The sequence below is a fragment of the Actinoallomurus liliacearum genome, from assembly GCF_039542035.1.
Classification (GTDB): domain Bacteria; phylum Actinomycetota; class Actinomycetes; order Streptosporangiales; family Streptosporangiaceae; genus Actinoallomurus; species Actinoallomurus liliacearum.
This window is the reverse complement of the sequence record NZ_BAABHJ010000032.1, coordinates 193321-213268: the sequence shown is the minus strand read 5'-3', so window position 1 is coordinate 213268 and position 19948 is coordinate 193321. Positions and strand designations below refer to the sequence as shown.

General features: G+C 71.2%; 20 protein-coding genes and 1 pseudogene. 10 read left to right on the top strand and 11 right to left on the bottom strand.

Annotated elements, in window-relative coordinates; translation table 11 throughout:
• From ABD978_RS36185 to ABD978_RS36170, 4 genes are all read left to right on the top strand, one after another.
• On the top strand, positions 1-2194 hold a 2194-nt coding region (locus tag ABD978_RS36185; RefSeq protein WP_345364748.1), incomplete at its 5' end, for an SbcC/MukB-like Walker B domain-containing protein.
• A 145-nt stretch (positions 2195-2339) separates the two neighbouring features.
• A complete protein-coding gene (locus tag ABD978_RS36180; protein ID WP_345364746.1) occupies positions 2340-3095 on the top strand; it encodes a class I SAM-dependent methyltransferase in 756 nt (251 codons plus the stop codon).
• A 28-nt stretch (positions 3096-3123) separates the two neighbouring features.
• Positions 3124-3657 (top strand): chloramphenicol phosphotransferase CPT, encoded by a 534-nt coding sequence (gene cpt, locus ABD978_RS36175; RefSeq protein WP_345364744.1) that lies wholly within the window; start codon positions 3124-3126, stop codon positions 3655-3657.
• A gap of 95 nt (positions 3658-3752) precedes the next feature.
• Positions 3753-4037 carry a hypothetical protein gene (locus ABD978_RS36170; protein ID WP_345364743.1) on the top strand — a complete coding sequence of 95 codons (285 nt, stop codon included), beginning with the start codon at positions 3753-3755 and terminating at the stop codon, positions 4035-4037.
• Positions 4038-4073: 36 nt separating this feature from the next.
• Here ABD978_RS36170 and ABD978_RS36165 read toward each other — a convergent pair whose 3' ends face one another.
• Positions 4074-4226 carry a hypothetical protein gene (locus tag ABD978_RS36165; protein WP_345364741.1) on the bottom strand — a complete coding sequence of 51 codons (153 nt, stop codon included), beginning with the start codon at positions 4224-4226 and terminating at the stop codon, positions 4074-4076.
• A gap of 47 nt (positions 4227-4273) precedes the next feature.
• A complete protein-coding gene (locus tag ABD978_RS36160; protein ID WP_345364739.1) occupies positions 4274-4546 on the bottom strand; it encodes a hypothetical protein in 273 nt (90 codons plus the stop codon).
• A 160-nt stretch (positions 4547-4706) separates the two neighbouring features.
• On the opposite strand from ABD978_RS36160, the gene ABD978_RS36155 reads away from it, so the two are divergent.
• The 4 genes from ABD978_RS36155 (at position 4707) to ABD978_RS36140 (ending at position 7114) form a co-directional block, all read left to right on the top strand.
• Positions 4707-5495 (top strand): helix-turn-helix domain-containing protein, encoded by a 789-nt coding sequence (locus ABD978_RS36155; RefSeq protein ID WP_345364737.1) that lies wholly within the window; start codon positions 4707-4709, stop codon positions 5493-5495.
• Complete coding sequence (locus ABD978_RS36150) at positions 5492-5584, top strand: DUF397 domain-containing protein (RefSeq protein ID WP_345364735.1); 93 nt, start codon at positions 5492-5494, stop codon at positions 5582-5584. The genes ABD978_RS36155 and ABD978_RS36150 overlap by 4 nt, the downstream gene beginning before the upstream one ends.
• Positions 5585-5673: 89 nt before the next feature.
• Positions 5674-5766, top strand: a complete 93-nt coding sequence (locus ABD978_RS36145) for a DUF397 domain-containing protein (protein ID WP_345364819.1) — start codon at positions 5674-5676, stop codon at positions 5764-5766.
• Between the two features lie 133 nt (positions 5767-5899).
• Positions 5900-7114, top strand: a complete 1215-nt coding sequence (locus tag ABD978_RS36140) for a GDSL-type esterase/lipase family protein (RefSeq protein ID WP_345364733.1) — start codon at positions 5900-5902, stop codon at positions 7112-7114.
• Between the two features lie 49 nt (positions 7115-7163).
• Here the strand turns inward: ABD978_RS36140 and ABD978_RS36135 are convergent, their stop codons facing one another.
• From ABD978_RS36135 to ABD978_RS36105, 7 genes are all read right to left on the bottom strand, one after another.
• On the bottom strand, positions 7164-7703 hold the full coding sequence (locus tag ABD978_RS36135) for a hypothetical protein (protein WP_345364731.1): 540 nt from the start codon (positions 7701-7703) through the stop codon (positions 7164-7166).
• A 113-nt stretch (positions 7704-7816) separates the two neighbouring features.
• Positions 7817-8293: a cupin domain-containing protein gene (locus ABD978_RS36130; protein ID WP_345364729.1), complete on the bottom strand. Its 477-nt coding sequence runs from the start codon at positions 8291-8293 to the stop codon at positions 7817-7819.
• Between the two features lie 139 nt (positions 8294-8432).
• The gene (locus ABD978_RS36125; protein ID WP_345364727.1) at positions 8433-9854 is read right to left on the bottom strand and encodes a glycoside hydrolase family 47 protein; all 1422 of its coding nucleotides are present in this window, start codon (positions 9852-9854) and stop codon (positions 8433-8435) included.
• A gap of 218 nt (positions 9855-10072) precedes the next feature.
• Positions 10073-11887, bottom strand: coding sequence for a serine/threonine-protein kinase (locus ABD978_RS36120; protein ID WP_345364725.1), 1815 nt, complete (start codon positions 11885-11887; stop codon positions 10073-10075).
• 210 nt (positions 11888-12097) lie between these two features.
• Complete coding sequence (locus ABD978_RS36115) at positions 12098-12673, bottom strand: YkgJ family cysteine cluster protein (protein WP_345364723.1); 576 nt, start codon at positions 12671-12673, stop codon at positions 12098-12100.
• Positions 12670-13146, bottom strand: coding sequence for a hypothetical protein (locus ABD978_RS36110; RefSeq protein WP_345364721.1), 477 nt, complete (start codon positions 13144-13146; stop codon positions 12670-12672). The genes ABD978_RS36115 and ABD978_RS36110 overlap by 4 nt, the downstream gene beginning before the upstream one ends.
• 272 nt (positions 13147-13418) lie before the next feature.
• On the bottom strand, positions 13419-14627 hold the full coding sequence (locus tag ABD978_RS36105; protein WP_345364719.1) for an MFS transporter: 1209 nt from the start codon (positions 14625-14627) through the stop codon (positions 13419-13421).
• Positions 14628-14703: 76 nt separating this feature from the next.
• Here ABD978_RS36105 and ABD978_RS36100 point away from each other — a divergent pair, with 76 nt between their 5' ends.
• Complete coding sequence (locus ABD978_RS36100) at positions 14704-15672, top strand: LacI family DNA-binding transcriptional regulator (RefSeq protein ID WP_345364717.1); 969 nt, start codon at positions 14704-14706, stop codon at positions 15670-15672.
• Between the two features lie 55 nt (positions 15673-15727).
• Here the strand turns inward: ABD978_RS36100 and ABD978_RS36095 are convergent, their stop codons facing one another.
• A complete protein-coding gene (locus tag ABD978_RS36095) occupies positions 15728-18304 on the bottom strand; it encodes a beta propeller repeat protein (protein ID WP_345364715.1) in 2577 nt (858 codons plus the stop codon).
• A 189-nt stretch (positions 18305-18493) separates the two neighbouring features.
• A pseudogene (locus ABD978_RS36090) lies at positions 18494-18760 on the bottom strand (Uma2 family endonuclease); the annotation flags it as partial.
• A gap of 159 nt (positions 18761-18919) precedes the next feature.
• Between ABD978_RS36090 and mgrA the strand changes: the two are divergent.
• Positions 18920-19945 carry an L-glyceraldehyde 3-phosphate reductase gene (gene mgrA, locus ABD978_RS36085; protein ID WP_345364713.1) on the top strand — a complete coding sequence of 342 codons (1026 nt, stop codon included), beginning with the start codon at positions 18920-18922 and terminating at the stop codon, positions 19943-19945.
• Positions 19946-19948: the final 3 nt, after the last annotated feature.

The window sequence follows — 19948 nt, the reverse complement described above, 5'->3', positions numbered from 1 at the left end:
CGTCGCCGACCGGCGGGCGCAACGCGCCGCCGCCGAGGCAGAGGCGGCGGCGCTGGCCGCGCGGGTCGGTGAGCGGGCCGCGCTGGCCGAAGCGCTGCGCGACGCCGAGCGGGCCGGCCGCGTGCTCCCGCTGTTGCACGTCGCCGAGGGCCGCGCCGCCCGCCGCGACCAGGCCAGGGCCGTGGTGGCCCGGCAGCGGGACGCCGTGACCAGGCTCGTCCCCGACACCGCCGACGCCGACGTCATGCGCAAGGAGGAGCGCGCCCGCCGCGAGGAGGCCGCCGTCCTCGAACAGCGCCGCGACGACGAACGACGGCTCGCCGCCCTCGGCCGGGAGCTGAAGGAGGCGGAGGACAGGGGCCTGGATCTCGAAGCGGACGAGGCCGAGCTCGCCCTCTTCCTCACCGACTCTCCGCGCCACCGCAAGGACCTGGCCGAGCGACTGGAGGGGACGCGCGCCCGGCTCGCCGCCCGGCCCGTGGCCGAGACCGCCGTGGACACGGCCCGGCGGCGGCTGGACGCCGCGACGCGGCGCGACACGCTGGCGGTGGACCTCACGGAGACCGAGGAGGAGCACCGCGCCGCGACCGACGCCGCCCAGGCGGCCCGGGACGCCTTCCAGGAGATCCGCCAGGCGATGCTGGAGGGCATGGCCGCCCGGCTCGCCCGGGAGCTGGCGCCCGGCGCCCCTTGCGCAGTCTGCGGATCCACCGAGCACCCGGCGCCCGCGACCCCGGACCGGGACCTCCCGGACGAGGCCGCCGAGGCCGCCGCCCAGGCCGCCTACGAGCAGGCGGGAGAGGAGCGGGAGCGGATCGCCACCCGCCTCGCCGAGCTGCGCACCGAGCACACGGCGGCGGCCCAGGACGCCGGTGACGATCCCGCCGACGACCTGCGTGCCGCCCTCCTCACCGCGCAGGATGAGCTGGCCGGCCTGACGGCCGCCGCGGCCGACGTCGAACGACTCGAGGACGACCTCCGGCAGGTCGACGCCGAGTACGAGGAGGCCCGCGACCGGCAGGGCGAGATCAACACCGCGCTCACCGAGAACCGCACGCTGCGCGTCTCCCTGACCGCCGAGTCGCTTCGCCTGCGCACCGGCCTGGACGAGGCGCGCGGCGGCGACCCGACCCTGGAGGCCCGGATCCGGCGTCTCGGCGCCGAGGCCGACCTGCTCCGCGACACCGCCACCGCGATCGAGCAGCTCCGCGCGGCCACCGACGACGCCGACACCACGCGGCGTGAGGCCGCCGACGCCGCCGAGGCCGAGGGCTTCCCATCGGTCGAGGCCGTACGCTCCGCCGCCCTCGACGACGCGGCCCGCGCGGAGCTGACCCGGCGCGCCAGGGCCTATGACGACGAGCAGGTCAGGGTCACGACACGCCTGAACGACCCCGAGCTCGCCGCGGCCGCCGCCGAGCCGCCGCCCGACCTCGACACCCTCGAGGCCGCGCTCGCCGACGCCGACCAGGCCCACCAGGCCGTCTCCTCGGCACGCGACCGCGCCCGCCACCGCCGTGACCGGCTCGCCGCACTCGCGGCCGAGCTGCGGGGGCACGCCGCCGCCTGGCGTCCCGTGGCCGGGCACCACGAGCTCGTGTCCCGGCTCGCCGCCCTCGCGTCCGGCGACCCCGCGGTGAACACCGCGCGGATGCGGTTGTCGGCGTACGTCCTGGCCGCCCGGCTGGAGCAGGTCGTGGCCGCCGCCAACCACCGGCTGACCCACATGTCCGCCGGCCGGTACGTCCTCGAGCACACCGTCGAACGCGCGGCGGGGGAGCGGGGCCGCAACGGCACCGGCGGGCTCGGGCTGCGCGTCATCGACGGCTGGACCGGGCAGCACCGCGACCCGGCCACCCTGTCGGGCGGGGAGACGTTCATCACCTCGCTCGCGCTGGCCCTCGGCCTCGCCGACGTGGTGACCGCCGAGGCGGACGGCGCGGAGATCGGCACGCTGTTCGTCGACGAGGGGTTCGGCACACTCGACGAGGAGACCCTCGACGAGGTGATGGACGTCCTCGACGGCCTGCGCGACGGCGGACGCGCGGTCGGCATCGTCAGCCACGTCGCCGAGCTGCGCACCCGCATCCCCACGCAGCTCCGGGTCCGCAAGACCCGCACCGGCTCGGCTCTCTCCGTCACCGGAGCCGGCCACGACGCCCCGGCCGCGCGGACGGCCGCGCCGATCTCCTGAGCCCACGGCCCGGCGCGACGTCCGTCGGGCCGACCCGCGAAGAGGGCGCAGCCGGCCTGCGGTGGAGGTCCGTACCCGGTCCGCGCGGCGGCCCGTCCAGTCGAGTCCGATGCCGCCGGCGGTGGCTCTCCGGGACAATGTCGGCATGGCTAGGTCGTTCGAAGATCTCGTGGCGGAGGCCGAGGCGGTCTCGGTAGAGGGTTGGGACTTCTCCTGGCTCGACGGGCGGGCCACGGAGGAGCGGCCCTCGTGGGGTTACCAGCGGCTCATGAGTGAGCGGCTGGCGTCGGCGAGTGCGGGGTTGGACATCCAGACCGGTGGCGGCGAGGTGCTTGCCGAGGCGCCCGTCTTCCCCGCGACGATGGTCGCCACCGAGTCATGGCCGCCGAACGTGGCGAAGGCGACCCGGCTGCTGCACCCACGCGGCGTTGTCGTCGTCGCAGCCCCGGACGAGCCTCCGCTGCCCTTCGCCGACGCCGCCTTCGACCTGGTCACCTCCCGGCATCCCGCCACCGTGTGGTGGGGAGAGATCGCCCGAGTGCTGCGCAGTGGGGGAACCTACCTCGCCCAGCATGTCGGCCCCGAGACCTCGTGGGAGCTCGTCGAGTACTTCCTGGGCCCGCAGCCGGAATCCCGTCACCGGCGCCACCCGGATCTGGAGACGGCCGAGGCCCGCGCCGCCGGGCTGGAGGTCGTCGACGTGCGAATGGAACGCCTGCGAATGGAGTTCTTCGACGTCGGCGCGATCATCTACTTCCTTCGCAAGGTCCTCTGGACGGTCCCCGGCTTCACCGTCGAGGAGTACCGCGACCGGCTGCTCGAACTCCACCGACACATTGATGAGCGGGGCGCGTTCATAGCGCATTCCACTCGCACGCTCATCGAGGCCCGCAAGCCCTGATCGCCCGGCGCACCTTTACTGTGGCGCGGTGACGACTCAGGTGATCGTTTTGAACGGCGGGTCCAGTTCGGGGAAGTCCGGGATCGCCCGGTGCCTGCAGGCGGTCCTGCCGGATCCGTGGCTCGCCCTCGGAGTGGACACACTCATCCAGGCGATGCCCGCGGCCTCGCGGACTTCGGATGCGGGGATCGACGTCGCCGTGGACGGCGAGGTCGTCATCGGGCCGGAGTTCCGCGTGCTGGAGGGGGCATGGATCGAGGGCGTGGCGGCGATGGCCCGTGCCGGCGCTCGGATCATCGTCGATGAGGTCTTCCTCGGCGGCGCCGAGTCCCAGCGCCGCTGGCAGAAGGCGCTCGACACGCTCGAGGTCCTGTGGGTCGGCGTCCAGTGCGAGAGCGCGGTCGCCGCGGGCCGCGAGATCGCCCGCGGCGATCGGGTCATCGGAATGGCGGCGTCCCAGGCGGAGGTCGTTCACCAGGGCGTCGTCTACGACCTGCAGGTGGACACGACCCGCACCGAGTCCCTGGAATGCGCCCGGACCATCGCCGCCCACGTGCGATGAGCGGCGGCCTGAGGTGAGGCCGCCTTCGCTGATCTCGCTGTAGCGACCTTCTCCCCGGCTCGGATTACTGTTCGGAGGGGCCATCACGGCGAACGGTGAGAAAACGGGGCAACGGCTCGACGGGCGCATGGATCGCGGCATCCCAGCGGCAGGCCGACGCATTGCTCGCCACCAAGCTCGCGGCGTTCGGCACCTACCACCAAGTGCCACGGATCGCGGGGGGCTATCTCGTACCCGACGACACCATCGCCTCCGAGATCGACAGAGCGATGATCATCGGCGGCCGCGCCATCGTCTGGCTCACCGTGCCCGGCCATCCCGAGGACGCCCGAAGGCTCGCCCCGATCGTCGCGGCACGCCTGAACGCCGCGTACGGCTGACGGCGGAACCCGGTCGTGACGGCCGATTCTCCGGACTCACCGATCGCGGCTTTCCCCGTTCGTGTCGTCGACCATTCGACGTGCCTCGCCGGGGTACTTCTCGATCAGGACTTTGAGCCACGCCAGATCGGCGAGACAGGACACGCCGCCGTACGGTGACGAGCGCAATGCGGCGTAGAACCGGTCCACCGAACGCCTGAGTCGCGCGATGGCGTCCGGCGGGGGACGGTCGACCATCATTCCGGCCTGACGACGTGGACGATCATCTCGACCACCTTGTCGATCTCCTCGGCCGGGCAGATGGGGGCACCCCAGGACCACCACCAGTACAGCCGCTCGGACGCGTCCGGCATGCACCGGATGATCTCGGCGAGCATCCCCGCCCCCGGAAAGCCGACGCGGATCCGCGTCGGGGCGATCTCCTCCGCCGTGAGACCGGCCTTGCCGCACGCCGTGGCGAGGCGCCGGCACAAGTCATGGACTTCTTCCTGTCCATTCGTGATCGTCATGATCGCCCTTTCGAGTTGCCGTGATCGACCCCCCTAGATTGGCGTCATCGGTTTACTCTGAGGAAGCGTTCCAGTCGCCATTCCATGAGCTGGAGCTAACGCGATTATCTCTGGCGTCACGATGGAGTGACCCTGAATTCCGACAAAGGAGAAAAGTCGAATGAACCAGTACTACAGCCCACAAGCCATATGGGGCCGCGAACTACGCCACTACCGCAAGGCGGCCTCCTCCACTCAGGCGCAGCTCGCGGCGAGGATCTTCTGCTCGGAGTCACTGATCAGCTCCATCGAGACCGGCCAGGCCCCCGCCACTCCCGAGTTCGCCAAGGCCGCCGATGAGGCCCTCGACACCGGCGGCGCGCTACTCCGCACCCTCGACTGGCGTAAGGGCGCCCCGGCCTACCCCGCCTGGTTCGTCGACTGGCTTCCGGCTGAGGACCAGGCCGTCCAACTCCGAGCCGTCGAGATCGACCTGATTTACGGCCTACTCCAGACGCCCGAATATGCCCGGGCGCTTCTGGGTGGCGACGACGCTGCAGTGGAGGCGCGCATGCTGCGCCAACAGATTCTCACCCGCGACGATCCGCCGCCGCCCACTCTCTACTGTGTCCTCGACGAGGGGGCGCTTCGCCGTGACGTGGGAGGGGCGAAAGTGATGTACGACCAGCTCCAGCATCTCCTCGAACTCAGCGAGCGCGAGAACATCAGCGTTCAGGTCGTACCCAGTCGTCTTCACCGCGGTGTTCGTGGTCCGTTCGTTGTCGCCACGCTCGCGGACGGTGGTGAGGTAGCAGTTGCCGACTGCGCTTTTGGCGGAGCGGTCTCCACACGGCCGGAAGATCTCGCTACGGTGGTGTCATCGTGGGAGTCAATCCGGACTGAAGCCCTACCCGCCGACATGTCGAGAGAACTGATCGCGAGAACAGCCGAGGAGCTCTGGAAGACATGAGCAATCTGGAATGGCGCAAGTCCAGCCGTAGCAACGACACCGGAAGCAACTGCGTCGAGGTGGCCGTTTCGCAGAAGCGGCAAGCCTGACGATCGTCGACAGGCACAACCGAGGGGCTCTGGAGAACGTGAGCGCCCTGGAGCGGCGCAAGCCTAGCCGCAGCAACGACACCGGAGGGATGTGCGTCGAAGTGGCCGAGTGGCGCAAGTCTCGCCGCAGCGATGACACGGGTGGCAACTGCGTTGAGGTCGCCGTGACGGAGAAGCCGTAAGCCTGATTCCACTCGAAGCCGAGGCCCTCACGCCGTGCGTGAGGGCCTTCGTGCTGCTTGGGGCGTCGGTATGGGGCGACGCGCGGGGCGGAAAGGATGTGCGGATCGGGCGGGCGGTTGACAGGGTGAGGGTATGAACCACCAGCATGACGCCGTCTCCGGCTCGCCCGAGGGGACGGACTGGATCACCACGCCCATCACCGCCGACCTCCTGCGCGGGGCGCTCGACCTGGAGCGCACCGAGCATGGTGTGCTGCCGCACCGGCTGCCCGCCTGGGCCCGCGCCCAGGCCGCCGATGGGCAGGTGGCCATGGCGGAGGCGCAGCCCTCCGGCGTACGGGTGGTGTTCCGGACTCGGGCCACGGCGATCGAGCTGGACACGCTCCGCACCAAGCCGGCCTACGAGGGCGCGCCGCCCCGCCCGGACGGCGTGTACGACCTGCTCGTCGACGGCCGGCTGGCCGGTCAGGCCAGTACGACCGGCGGGAACGTCCTGATGATGGACATGGCCACCGGGTCCGCCGAGACCAGGCCCGGCCCCGTGGGCACCGTCCGGTTCACCGGTCTGCCCGAGCGGGTGAAGGACGTCGAGATCTGGCTGCCGTACAACGAGATCACCCAGGTGGTCGCCCTGCGCACCGACGCGCCCGTCGAGGCCGTGCCGCAGGGGGATCGCCGGGTGTGGCTGCACCACGGCAGTTCGATCAGCCACGGCTCGAACGCCGCGAGCCCCACCACGACTTGGCCCGCGCTGGCCGCCGCGCTGGGCGGCGTCGAGCTGATCAACCTCGGCTTCGGCGGCAGCGCCATGCTCGATCCGTTCACCGCCCGCGTCCTGCGGGACACCCCGGCGGACCTGGTCAGCGTCAAGATCGGCATCAACCTGGTCAACGCCGACGTGATGCGGCTGCGCGCCTTCGCCCCGGCCGTGCACGGCTTCCTCGACACCATCCGCGAGGGGCATCCCACCACGCCGCTGCTGGTCGTCTCTGCGATCCTCTGTCCCATCCACGAGGACACCCCCGGCCCCAGCGCACCGGACTTCAGCGACCTCGGCTCGGGAGTGCTGCGATTCAAGGCCGCGGGCGACCCCGCGGAGATACCCTTCGGGAAGCTGACCCTGGGCGTCATCCGCGAGGAACTCTCCCGCATCGTCAAGCAGCGGGCGGCCGACGACCCGAACCTGTACTACCTCGACGGCCGCGACCTCTACGGCGAGGCGGACTTCGCCGAGCTGCCGCTGCCCGACCGGTTGCACCCGGACGCCGCCACGCACCGCCGCATCGGCGAACGCTTCGCCGAGCGGGCCTTCGGCACCGGCGGACCGTTCGCCGCCCCGCGCGCCTGACGTTCGTTCCCCGCTCCGCGGCCCCCGCCTTGGTGCGGGGGCCGCGCGCTCACAGGTCGTCGGGAGCGGGCAGCGCCCGGCTCCAGGCGTCCTCGAAGCGGGAGACGTCGATCTCCATGGCGACGTACCGCGGGTCGTACAGGTCGATGGGCGGGTTGATCGGCCAGTTCTCGGAGTCGGTCCTGGTCCCGGGGCCGTCGCCGGTGAGCGTGACCTGGCGGAGCCATCGCCCGTCGGGGCCGAACTCCACCAGGTACCGGGTGTCGTCCTCGTCCTCGCTCGGCATGTCGAGGTGGACGCGGTCCCGGCCGACCAACGCTCCGTAGCCGGGCTCGTGCCGGTACCCGTCCCGCTTGTCCCGCAGAGACGCCAGGGCGGGGTCGGCCGAGAGCGCGTCGATGTCGACCTCGTCGAGTGACCAGGTCTCGGCCCGCGCGACGGCCTCCGGGTCGGTGATCACCTCGACCTCGGCGCAGGTGTCGATGATCTGCCGCGCCGACGAGGCGCGGATCCACCACCAGAGGCCGCCCATTCCGTAGTCGTGGAGGACCAGGTACCGGGACTTCGCCGCCGTGGGGGAGTGGGTCACGGCGCCAACACTACCGATCTTGAGCCGAGCGGTCGGCCAGGTGGAACCCCCGTACCGACGTGGTCGGCCGGACCAGGCGGGGAACCTCGGACAGTGCGATCACGGTCCCGGCGTCAGGGGGTGGGATGAGGCGTCGTCTGGAAGCGGCTGCGGAACTCGGTCAGCAGGGCGTCGGTGACCTCCGCGCCGGCCTGGACCTCGGCGTGCACCTGCCGGAAGTAGTCCTCGTAACCGGCCGGGGTGTACAGGCACAGACCTCGTGCGGGGACCTCTCCGGCGTTGCGGAAGCCGTGCGGGGTGCCGCGTACGGCCGCCAGCACGTGGCCGGGCCCGGCCGTGATCTCGCCCTCGCCGTCATGCAGGGTCAGTTCGCCGTCGAGGACGTAGAAGTACTCGTCGTGGCCATGATGGACGTGAGGGCGTGCGCCGATCACCCCCGGTCCCAGGGTGAACTCTTCGAAGGCGAACCGCCCGCCGGTGTGCGCCGCGGTGAGCCGGAACAGATGCTCGACGCCGGCCACCGGGATCATCTCTCCGTCGTCCGGCCGGCGCAGCAGCGGGCGGGTGGGCGGCTTCACGAAGTCGGTCATGATCTCATCATTGACGACCGCGAGCGCCGAAGTCCCCCCGGGGGCGGGGCCCGCCACGCGCGCCCGGCCATCGCCGCCGCCCGCCACGCCTACGACGACAGCACGAAAGGAGGACGAACGCCCGCCGTCACGACGTCCGTCAGTGCCGGATGAATCCCTTGAAGACGTCGCCCTCCGTGGACAGGTAGTTGTCGCGGTAGTCGAAGCGCGGGCAGTCGGCGAACATGAGGTACCAGTACTTCATCTGCTCCGACCACCAGTAGCCGGAGGTCAGGTCGCCGAGCTTCGGGGGCGTCGTGGTGACGTCGGCGACGACGGTCCAGCCGTTCGCCACGCGGGAGAAGCGCTTCTGGGTGAGGTAGTAGTCGTACGCGCGCTCCCGGTAGACCTCCCTGCCGGTGATCAGCCAGAGGTTGAACGCCGAGTCGACGTACTCCGGGCGCAGTTGGTTGCCCTTGTCGGTCGCCGTGCCCGTGCCGTAGTCGTAGCCCTCCGGCAGCAGCGGATAGGTCCGCAGCACCGACGTCCACGCGTCGAAGTACGCCTCGCCCTCGCGCAGGTGGCCGCTCTGGCCGAGCAGCCCTGCGTAGAAGGCGGTCAGCTCGGAGGTCTCGCGGCCGAGGGCCGCGCCGGTCATCATGTCGGCCTTGTGGAACCACAGGTGACCGCCGTACCGCTCCTTCTCCCGGCGCAGGATCGCGGTGGTCAGGTTGTCGTACCAGCGCTTCAGATCATGGTCGTGGAACAGGTCCCAGCCGTCCCAGAGGTACTCGAAGAAGGAGTCGACCGGCGGATCGATCCGCGCGGACGTGTCGGTCCAGACGCCGGTCTCGACGTTGATGCCGCTGCCGACCAGGTCCAGCGGGGAACGCCGGTCGTACACCGCTTTCAGGGCCTTCTTCGCGGCGTTGTAGTACCGGTCGTCGTGGACGAGGCGGGAGAGGGTGCCGAACTCGGCGATGATCGTCCCGATCTCGGCGAGCACGTTGACGTTGCCGCTGATCTCGCCTGTGCGCGGGTTGACCAGGCGGTACGGCATGCCGGTGGGCGAGGTCGTGAAGCAGGGCAGCAGGATGTCGGCGATCATCCTGGCGTGGTCGAGGAGCGTCCTCTCGCCGGTGGCGAGATGACCCGACAGCAGCCCGCCGACCATGCGGATGTTGGTCTCGAACACCTGGACGTCCGCGTCGACGCCGGCGAAGTCGAGGTTGTCACGGATCCACCCGATGCCGTCGGCGAGCTCCTCGTCGAGGCCCATCAGGTACAGCGTGTCGAGGGCCTCCACGATCGTCAGCCCGACGGGGTGCTTCTTGTCGAAGAACTCGCTGTATCCGCCGCTGACGGGGAGCAGTTGGTCGTGGCCCCAGGCGAAGCGCCGGTAGGACCGCCAGGTGTGCCGGAGCTCGTCGCGTACGTCGTCGGCGACCCGATGCCACCGCCGGGCGGATGAGGCGGGCGTCGCCGCGTTCGCGACGCCGCCGGGGAGGCCTGCCGTGGCCACGCCGCTCAGTGCCAGAGTGCCGAGGAACGTTCTGCGGGAGAGGGGGCTGGGGGCTCTCAACGTTCACCGCCTTGGGGGAGGATGACAACGTTGTCGTATCACCTCGGGAGGTTCCTGACCACGCCCGTGACCGATGTCGGCCTTCGCGGTTCGCGAGGCGGCGGGGACGCCGGATCACTGGCGTTGACTGCCTCAAGAGCGCAGTGAACGCCAGTGATCCGCGCCTTTGGTCCGTGCGGGATCCACGCCGAACCGGAGGGGAAGGTGGCGCCGTCCGGCTATCGGGGCAGCTCCGCGGCGATCTGTGGGTTGAGCAGGTCCCGCACCTCGGAGTACGGCAAGGTGATCGCGTAGTAGGGGCATTCGCTGCCCGCGTGCGACCAGCTGACGACCATTCCACCGGCCGTGAAGAACGGCGAGATGCGCGGCGGCGCGGGCCGCGTCCCGGGCAGGAGAGCCGTGGTCTGGAAGAAGTCCCCGTGACGCAGCGGCGGGCGGACGCACACGGTATGCAGGTCGGGGTCGGTCACATGCGCGGACACCCGGTTCAGCAGCGTCGCGAGCCCGTCTTGGCGGAGCGTCTCGGGCCGGAACACCTCGTCGGCGGTCAGCACGTTCCCGGTGCGCAGGTCGACGTTGACGGTGATCCGGGGGAGTTGGTAGTCGAGGGGGGAACAGTACGTCGCCGGCAGCGCGTACTGGACCGATGCCAGATGCGGCCCATTGATCCCGATCTTTGGTTGTGAGCGGAGGATCGTCGGTTTCGTGCAGGGCGGGTTCGCCTCCGCGTCCTGCTTCTGCATGAGGACGATGCCCCAGTCGAGTGGGGCGAACAGCGCCTGATCGATCTTGCGCTGCACGGTGGCGTCCCGAACGCCGCTCACGTGGGCGTAGCGTGCCTCTCGCAGGTCGAGGCCGGCGACGGACCGGCTGTAGGAGGCCAGCTCGATCCGTGCCGCGACGGGTTTCGGTTTCTTCGGCTGGTGCCGGCTCATGACGATGGCGGCGGTCGTCGCCGAGCCCGCCACGACGACACCGGCGACGATGGCGCCCAGTTTCACGCCGGCGTTGGAACCGAGGATCTTGGTGAGCGCGCCGGCCTTGCCCGCTGTGGCCCCGCCGGCCTTGCCCGCTGCGGCGCCGCCGGCCTTACCTGCTGCGGCGCCGGCGGCCTTGCCTGCTGCGGCTCCGCCCACGTGGCCGGCCGCACCGGGGGCCGTACCCGCCACCAGAGCCGCGAACGGGAACAGCGCGGCGAGACCGGCCGCGGCCTCGGCCAGCCGCCTCCAGCCGTTGGACTCCCATTGGGGTCCGTACTCGGCCGTCGCCGCCGTCTCCAGCTCTTCGGCGAACTCCAGCGCTCCCGGCGGCCGGTCCGCCGGGTGTTTGGCCAGGCCACGGTGGATCAGCGCCTGGACCGGTGGCGGTGCCTGATCGGCGGGAATCTCGCCGCTCGTGTGCTGGGCGCGGTAGGCCACGGCCGTATCGCCCTGGTACGGCGTGCGGCCCACCACGCATTCGAAGAACACGCACGTGGCGGCGTACACGTCGGTGGAGGGCGAGGCGGGTGCTCCGGCCCACTGCTCCGGGGCCATGTACGCCGGGGTGCCGGCGCTCTGGCCCGCCGCGCCGGAGCGCACCGCGATGCCGAAGTCGATCAGCTTGCTCCGGCCGTCGGCCTCGACCATGACGTTGGCGGGCTTGTAGTCGCGGTGGACGACACCCGCGTGGTGCGCGGCCCCAAGGCCGAGCAGAGATCCCTTCAGCACCGCCAGCGCGGCCTCCGGCTCCAGCGGGCCGTGCTCGTCGAGCAGCGCTCGGAGCGGCACTCCGTCGATCGCCTCCATGACGATGGCCGCGCCCTGCGGCTGCTCGACGTACTCGAAAAGGCGCACCACGTACGGGTCGTCGAGGCCGCGCAGCATCCGCGCCTCTTCCCGGAACTCCGTGCGGAAGCGCTCATCCGGAACGGTGAGGTACTTGACGGCGACATGCGTGCCCGAAGCCTGGTGCCGGGCGAGTACGACACGGCCGAAGCCGCCGCGTCCCAGCTCACGGAGAGTGACATACCCGGGAAGTGACCATTCGTCCACGGAGTGATGCTGTTCTACTCACTGACGGTCCCGAGCGAGGATCGGGATAATCGGAATGCCGCCGTTACCTTCGGGGCGCCACCGTGGGTAGCCGACCGGCCCTAAGAGTCGCCGACGCCATCATCACCCTGCGTAGCTTGATCCGCCGCGTTGAGACCAAGGTCGTCACGCGCGACGAACTGGAAAGGGGGCTACGCGCGGCCGTGGCGTTCAGTCTTCGTGACCTTGCGCCGCCGCTTCGAGCGGGCAGTTCAGCAGATATTCGTAAAGATCGTGGGGTGTCGCCTTCCAATCGCGGTCTTCGACGACCTTGTTCCAGGCCCGCATGACCTGTCGATGTTCGGCCCGGGCTGATCGGTCGCGGGTGAGGTCGCGCCGGTAGGCGGGAAGGTCCATCGTGGCGAGGTTCCAGGAGTCGGGACCGCAAACCGTGTTCTCGCGGGTCGTCACCACGCCACGTTGAAGCCTCAGGGGAAAGGTGCTGCACACCATCGGGCGGTGGGCGTAGACACCGCACCGGGCACGGCCGGAGGCGATCTCCATGAGGAACACGCAGGCGCCGGTCTCCGGTCTGCGTTGCAGACAGATCTCCTTCGCGGGCCCGCCCGGCTGAAGGCGGAAGCCCTCCTCGTCAATGTCCCGAAGCCTGATGAAGTCGCTGGGATGCATGGCGATTCCTTCGGCGAGCGCCCGCACGTCCCTGACGGTGACTCCGACGACGTACGAGCGGCAGCATTTGCCGGCGCAACCGGCACAGCCGGCGACATTGGCACCGCTGCCGTTCATGCCGTCACCTCCTCGGGCCACCCGGCGCCGGCCTCACGGGCGTACTGCGCCTCGAGCAGGTAGCGCTGGAAATCCTCGATGCCCAGTTCCTCATCGGACTCGGTGGCCAGCGCGTTCCACCGCGCCACGACCTCGAACCAATGGTCGCGATCGGCCGACCAGGTGCGCAGGGCTTCGGTCAGCGCCTCCTGGTCCAGATCCTCCAGCTTCCACTCCCGGCAGTCACATCCGGGCTCGGGATGTACCTCCGGAGCGCCGTCCTTCGTGGCGGCCGGGAAGATCCGGCATGAGGCCGGAGCGACATCTCCCAGACCACAGCAGGTCGCGCCGCTGGGAGTACGGACCGAGAAGACGCACCCGTGCATGGCGTTGGCGAGCTTGAGGAAGACCCGGCGCCGACCTTTGTCAAGGACGATCCCGGTGGGGTCGCCGGCCACGGCGGGCGCGGTCTGCGTGAAATGCCACGGTTCCACGGCAAGCGTGCGGGAGATCCGGACGATGTCCGCCCCGGTGACCTGCCGGGCACCACGCGCACAGCGGGTCTTCGCCCGGCAAGACTGCCATTGGGCCCGCGTGCCCGGCGATTCATCCGACAGCACTGCTTCATCCCCTTCGCTACGGCGACACAGAACAACCCTTCTCCGGCATACGGAGCGGAACGCTTGACGGTTCAATCCAGCACGCTCGCCCGGGCGGACTTCGCTGCCGTCCTGGATCGGCGATGGCATGCCTTTGCGCGCGATCTCTAAAAACTCACCACGTCCGGCACTTCCCTGTTCTCGGTCTGCCTCCTGGCGCCGATGGGGCCGGCGAGGAGGATGACCAGGAGGGCCAGGACGCCGCCCGCGCCCGCCACCGCGAACGCCGCGTGGACGCCGCCCGCGTCGCTCGCCAGGCCGGCGAGGGCGGCGCCCACCGAACTGCCGACCCCGAACGCCGTAACCAGCCAGGCGAACGCCTCCGTCACCGTGCCGCGCGGCGCCAGGTCGTCGACCAGCGTGAAGGTGCACGCCAGCACCGGTGCGAGGAACACGCCACTGGCCAGCGCCAGCACCGGCATCACGAGGAGCCCCGGTGCCCACGTCAGCGGGAGGTAACCGGCGGCGAGACCCGCCATCAGCAGCACCAGCCGCCGGTGCGCTGGTCCGGTGCGGGGCCGCAGCCCGTACGTGATCCCGCCGGTCAGCGCGCCGGCGGACATGAGCGCCAGCAGCAGCCCGGACGCGTACGAGGCGTGGCGCGCGTCGGCGTACGCGACCACCGCCACGCTGAACACTCCGAGCGACACGCCGACGCAGGTCAGAGAGATGATCAGAATGCGGATCCCGGGGGAGCGCAGCGGACCGGCCCAGTGCCCGCCGCCCTGCTCGCCGCGCCACACGCGTGAGGGCCGTGACGTCGTGACCACCAGCGTGCCCGCGACGCCCAGAGCGCCGGTGAGGAGCAGCGCCGCCTCCGTCGAGACGACGGTGGCGGCGATCACGAGCATGGGGCCGAACGTGAACAGCAGCTCCTGGGCGGCGGCGTCCAGGGCGTACGCGGCCTGGACCTCGGCGGGGCCGTTCAGGACGGAGGGCCAGAGCGCCCGCAGGCCCGCTTCGAGCGGCGGCGTGGCGAACCCGGCCAGGACGACCGCGGCCGTCGCGATCGCCGGCGATCGCACGCCGAACACCGCCAGCAGCGCGAACCCCGCCGCGGCGGCCATCGCCGCGGAGGCCAGGATCCGGGGCTGGCCATACCGGTCCATCGCGCGTCCGAGCACCGGCTGGCCCGCCGCCATGGCGAGGCCGTACACCGCCGACAGCACTCCGGAGAGGGTGTAGCCGCCGCCGTGCCCCCGGACGAACAGCACGATGGCCAGCGCGGCCATGCCGTTCGGCAGCCGGCCCAGGAGCGTGCCGCCGAGCAGCCGGGCGGCGTACGGCTTGCGCAGGAAGTTGAGGTAGGCGCGCATCGGATCCTTGTCATACGTATTACGGAGGCTTCCGTCATACGTATCACCGATCGGTTCGCAGGTCTAATCTTTTGCCGTGGACAAGAGACCGACCAGCCGAGACGTCGCCCGGGCCGCCGGGGTGTCCCAGTCGACCGTCTCGATCGTGCTGGCCGGGAAGGCGGAGGGCAGGGTCAAGCCCGAGACGCGCCAGGCGGTGCGCGAGGCCGCGCGGCGTCTCGGCTACCGGCCCAACCTGGCCGCCCGCAACCTCCGGCTCGGCCGCACCCGTACGGTCCTGCTGGTCGTCCCGACCCTCACCGGCCCGGTCTTCGGCCCCATCTACGCGGGCGCCGCCGAGGTCGCCGCCGCCCGCGGCTTCGGTGTGGTGGTCCACCCCTGGCCGGACGACGCCGGTCCGGCGCGCAGCCACGTCGACACCCAGGCCATCGAGGGCGTTCTCGCCTCGTCCATCGTCGGCGGCGTCACCGACTTCGGCGACCTGCCCGTCGTCATGATGGACAGCGATCCGGCCGCTCCGGCGCCGACCATCAACTTCGACGTCGCGGGGGGCATGCGGGACATCGCCGGGCACCTGGCCGGGCTCGGCCACCGCCGGATCGGCCACCTGGCCGCCGCCGTCGACGCCTGGACGTTCCGCGTACGCGGCGAGGCGCTCGCCGACGCATTCCCCGGCTCGCTCATCCGCGAGGCGACCCCGATCGACGTCGCGGCGGCCCGGCGGGCCGCGCTGGCGCTGCTGGACCGGCCCGACCGCCCGTCGGCCCTCGTCTGCGACGACGACCTCATCGCCGCGGGCGCGTACAAGGCGGCCCGGGCGCTGGGCCTGGACATCCCCGGCGACCTGTCCGTCACCGGCTTCGACGACGTCCTGCTGGCCACCGCCCTCGAACCCGAGCTGACGACCGTCCGGCTGCCCGCCGAACAGCTCGGCGCGGCGGCCATGACCGCCCTTCTGGAGCTCCTCGACGACCGTCGTCCGCCCGGCCTCTCCCTGCCCGGCGAGCTCATCGCCCGCCAGTCCACCGCCCCACCGGCGGCCTGAATGGCACCCGGGCCCGCGCCCCGACGGGGACACGGGCCCGCGTGCGGGTCGGCCGTCAGAGGCGGGTCAGCCGCCAGAGGCCGCGGCCGTGGGTGGCGACCAGGAGGGCCGAGCCGGACGGGTAGAGCGCCAAATCGGCGGCGACGGCGTGCGGCAGGCCGCGGCCGAGCCGCGACCAGCGGGCCGGCGTCCGCGTGTCGGCGACGTAGACCAGATGGTCGGTGGCGAGGACGAGGTGACCGTGCCACACGACCAGGTCGTCACCGGGCACGTCGGGCAGGTCGCCGCTGATGTCGGTCCAGGTGGCGCCGCCGTTCCTCGACTCGTAGACGTGGCCGACGCCCGCCTCCGGGATCCAGTGGCGGGAGTAGCCGCTGAAGACCACGTAGACGTGGGCCGGGTCCGCCGGGTCCGTGGTGATGGCCGCGACGTACCGGTTCGGCAGGTTCGGCGCGTTGATCGTGTGCCAGGTGCCGCCGTAGTTCGTGGCCAGGCCGCGGACGAACCCGGTGCCCTCGTCGTCGAGCGGGTTGCAGGGCCCGCACCAGCCCGCGTAGCTCACCCCGTGGTTCGTCTCCACGGCCGTGATCGAGCTGCCGTCGCCGGCGTCGAACACCGGCTTCCAGTCGCAGCTCGCTCCGGCGCAGACCGTGTCGAAGCCCTTCGTCGACTCCCACACGTAGCGGCCGCCCGTGATCCAGTGGTTCAGGTCGGTCGCGTCGTGCTCGAAGGGCGCGATGAACCGCGGGCTCGGGTCGCAGCCGGGAAGCGTGGAGTTCCACTCGCAGGCGGGCGAGATCAGCCGGAACGACGGCGTGGTGCCGTCCGACCACCCGCCGTTCGCGGTGACCGCGATCGAGGCGTCGGTGTACTCCACCGCGGCGCGGTCGGAGCTGTTCGGGTCGACCAGGACGTCGCCGCCGTCACCACCGAACGGGGAGACCATCGTCGGGGAACGGCCCGGCAGCAGGCTGGTGCCGTTGTCCTGCAGCCCGCCCCAGATGCCGGTGCCGCCCTGCGGGTCGTGGCCGGTCTCGGCGTAGTAGTACTGCAGGGTGTGCAGGTCGCGGTTCAGGTCGGCCCACCCGGCCACGGTGCCCAGGGACGTCGGGCGCGACCACACGCCGCCGTCGTTGCCGACGTACAGGGTGCCGTCGCCGCCGATGGCGATGCCGTGCTGGTCGGGGTGGGTGGTGAACGGGCACTTGTCCGGCCCGCCCGGCGTGTAGCACTGCGGTAGGAGGTTCCAGTACGGGCCGATGGCGTGCCAGGTCCGCCCGCCGTCGCGGGTCTCGAAGATCTCCTCCAGGCCGAGGTAGACGTGCTGGGGGTCGGCCGGGTCGACCCGGATGTACTCGTCGTACCAGGCCTGGATGCCCGGCTCGTACGTCGAGGGGAAGGCCAGCGCGGAGCCCGACCGCGCGAGTTCCGCGGCGTCGGCGACCTGCGTCCAGGGGCCGTTCGGGTCGCCGTTCGCCGACTTGTACACGCCCTTGAGCGCGGTGCTCTGCGCGGGGGCGGGCGGTCCGTCGTTGGTGTAGTCCGGCGACTGGATCACCGCGTACAGCGCGTCGCCCTTGGGCGTGTAGGACAGGCTCGTCCGGCCGACGTCGGAGTCGTCGAGACCGGCCGGGGCGATCCGCGTGAAGCTGCCCGCCGCCCCGCCCTTGTCCGACAGGTAGAAGCCGTTGTACTGCGAGCCGCCGCGCCAGCCGAGGACGGCGAGGACGCTCTGCCCGCCACTGCCGGGCCGGATCGCCACATCGGTGATGAACGACGTCTGGTACGGCGAGTCGGTCGGGTTCGGGTCGGGCTTGAGGACGAGCCGCCAGGGCGTGCCGGCCGGGTCCTGCCGGCCGCGGCGCCACAGGCCCCGGCTCGTGGCCGCGAAGACGTAGCGGTCGCTCGCGGTGATGGTGAAGGTCAGGCCGTTGCGAAGCTCGGCCCCGCCGACCTGCCGGAAGGTGCGGCCGTGGTCGGTGGAGCGCCAGACGCCCTGACCCGCGTACGAGTCGGAACTGGTGTTGGCCTCACCGGTGCCGACCCACAGCGAGTGGTCCGCCGGGTCGACCCACAGCGCGCCGATCGAGGACGTCACCTCGTGCTGGAACGCCGGGCTCCAGTGCCGGCCGCCGTCGCGGGAGGTCCACACGCCGCCGTCGGCGAACCCCGCGTACAGCCATCCGCCGTCGGTCGCCAGCGCGGTGTTCCGGCCGGACACGAGGCCCCAGCCCGCGCCGTAGTTCGACCAGACCGGATCGGCGTAACCGGCGGCGTCGTTGTCGTACGGGCCCGTCGTCACCTGCGCCCAGGTGCCACCCCGGACGGGCAGCCTGCCGGCCTGCGCGGCCGCCTCGCCGAGCGCGGCGCCGGGGACCTGGAGTCCCGGAGAGATCCGGGCCTCCGACCACTGCGCGCTGCCTTCGAGCACTTCGCTGCCGGACTCGGCCTCCCGGTCCGTGGCGGCGGTGCGCTCGCGCGTCTTCTGCAGCCGGTGGTTGGCGTCGAACTGGCGGCGAGCCGAGGCGGGCGGGGTGGGTTTCGGCGAGGGTGCGGCGAGCGCGGGCACCGCGCCGCCGACGAGCGTCGCGGCTGCGGCGAGGGAGATGAGCAGACGTCTTTGTCGCATCATGGACCTTCCACGTGAAGATCAGAGCCACGCGGAGCGTAGAACCGCGCTTTTCTGTGTGGAAGGCGCTAAAGCAGACCACGATCGGCCAATTCCGGCACCGCCGCCTCGGCGGCCCGGTGCTGCTGGAACCGGGTGGTCGCGGAGGGCCGGTCCCGTTGACCACGCCTCGGCGGCCGCCCGACCGCGGACCTATCGCGGCAGATCGTCGAGGTCGATGTCGATCGGGAAGGGCACGGGCACGCTCAGCTTGCCGTGGTGGATGCCGGTCAGGGCGTACGTCGCGGTCGCCGGGTCCAGTTCGTGCACGTAGACGACGGGTCTGCCGTCGTTCTCCTCCACCCGCCAGAAGTGCGCGATCCCCGCCTCCGCATAGCGCGCCGGCTTCAGCTTCCGGTCCCGCTCCTCCGACTCGGGCGACACCACCTCGACGACCAGACGCACCTCGGCAGGCGTGTACGGCGTGCATGCCAGATCCACCTTCGTCGCGGTGTGTGCTCATTTGAATCTTCTCGGTAATCGACGTCCCGTGTTCTCGGGTAGGACGATCCGCCAGGGATAGGCGGGCGGCGGGGCTCGGTGTCCGGCGGGCCGGACCGGCGAGGCAGACTGGCGGCCATGAGTTACGAGGCCGTTGAGAACAGGTACGACCAGATTCCCTACCGCCGTACGGGACGCAGCGGGTTGAAGCTGCCCGCCGTGTCCCTGGGGCTGTGGCACAACTTCGGAGACGACAAGCCCCTGGAGACCCAGCGGGCGATCCTGCGCCGCGCGTTCGACCTGGGCGTGACCCACTTCGACCTGGCGAACAACTACGGCCCGCCGTACGGCTCCGCCGAGGCCAACTTCGGGCGGATCTTCCGGGAGGACTTCCGGCCGTACCGTGATGAGTTGGTCTTGTCGACCAAGGCGGGTTACGACATGTGGCCCGGGCCGTACGGCGAGTGGGGTTCGCGGAAGTACCTCCTGGCCAGTCTCGACCAGTCGCTCGCCCGGATGGGCGTGGACTACGTCGACATCTTCTACAGCCACCGGTTCGACCCGGAGACGCCGCTCGAGGAGACGATGGGCGCGCTCGACCACGCCGTACGGTCGGGCAAGGCGCTGTACGCCGGCATCTCCTCCTACTCACCGGAGCGCACCGCCGAGGCCGCCGCGATCCTGCGCGAGATGGGCACGCCGCTGCTGATCCACCAGCCGTCGTACTCCATGCTGAACCGCTGGATCGAGGGCGGCCTGCTGGACACGCTGGAACAGGAGGGCGTCGGCTGCATCGCGTTCTCGCCGCTGGCGCAGGGCATGCTGACAGACAAGTACCTGCACGGCGTCCCCGAGGGGTCGCGGGCCAGCCAGGGCAAGTCGCTGTCGCCGGACCTGCTCACCGATGAGACCCTCCGGCACGTCCGCACGCTCGACGGGATGGCCAGGGACCGCGGCCAGACGCTGGCCCAGATGGCCATCGCCTGGACGCTGCGCGACCAGCGGGTCACGTCCGCGCTGATCGGGGCCAGCAGTGTGGCGCAGCTGGAGGACAGCCTCGGTGCGCTCGCCCGGCTGGACTTCACCGACGAGGAGCTCGCCGCGATCGACAGCGACGCGGTCGAGGCCGGCATCAACCTCTGGGCCGCCTCCAGCGCCCACTAGTCC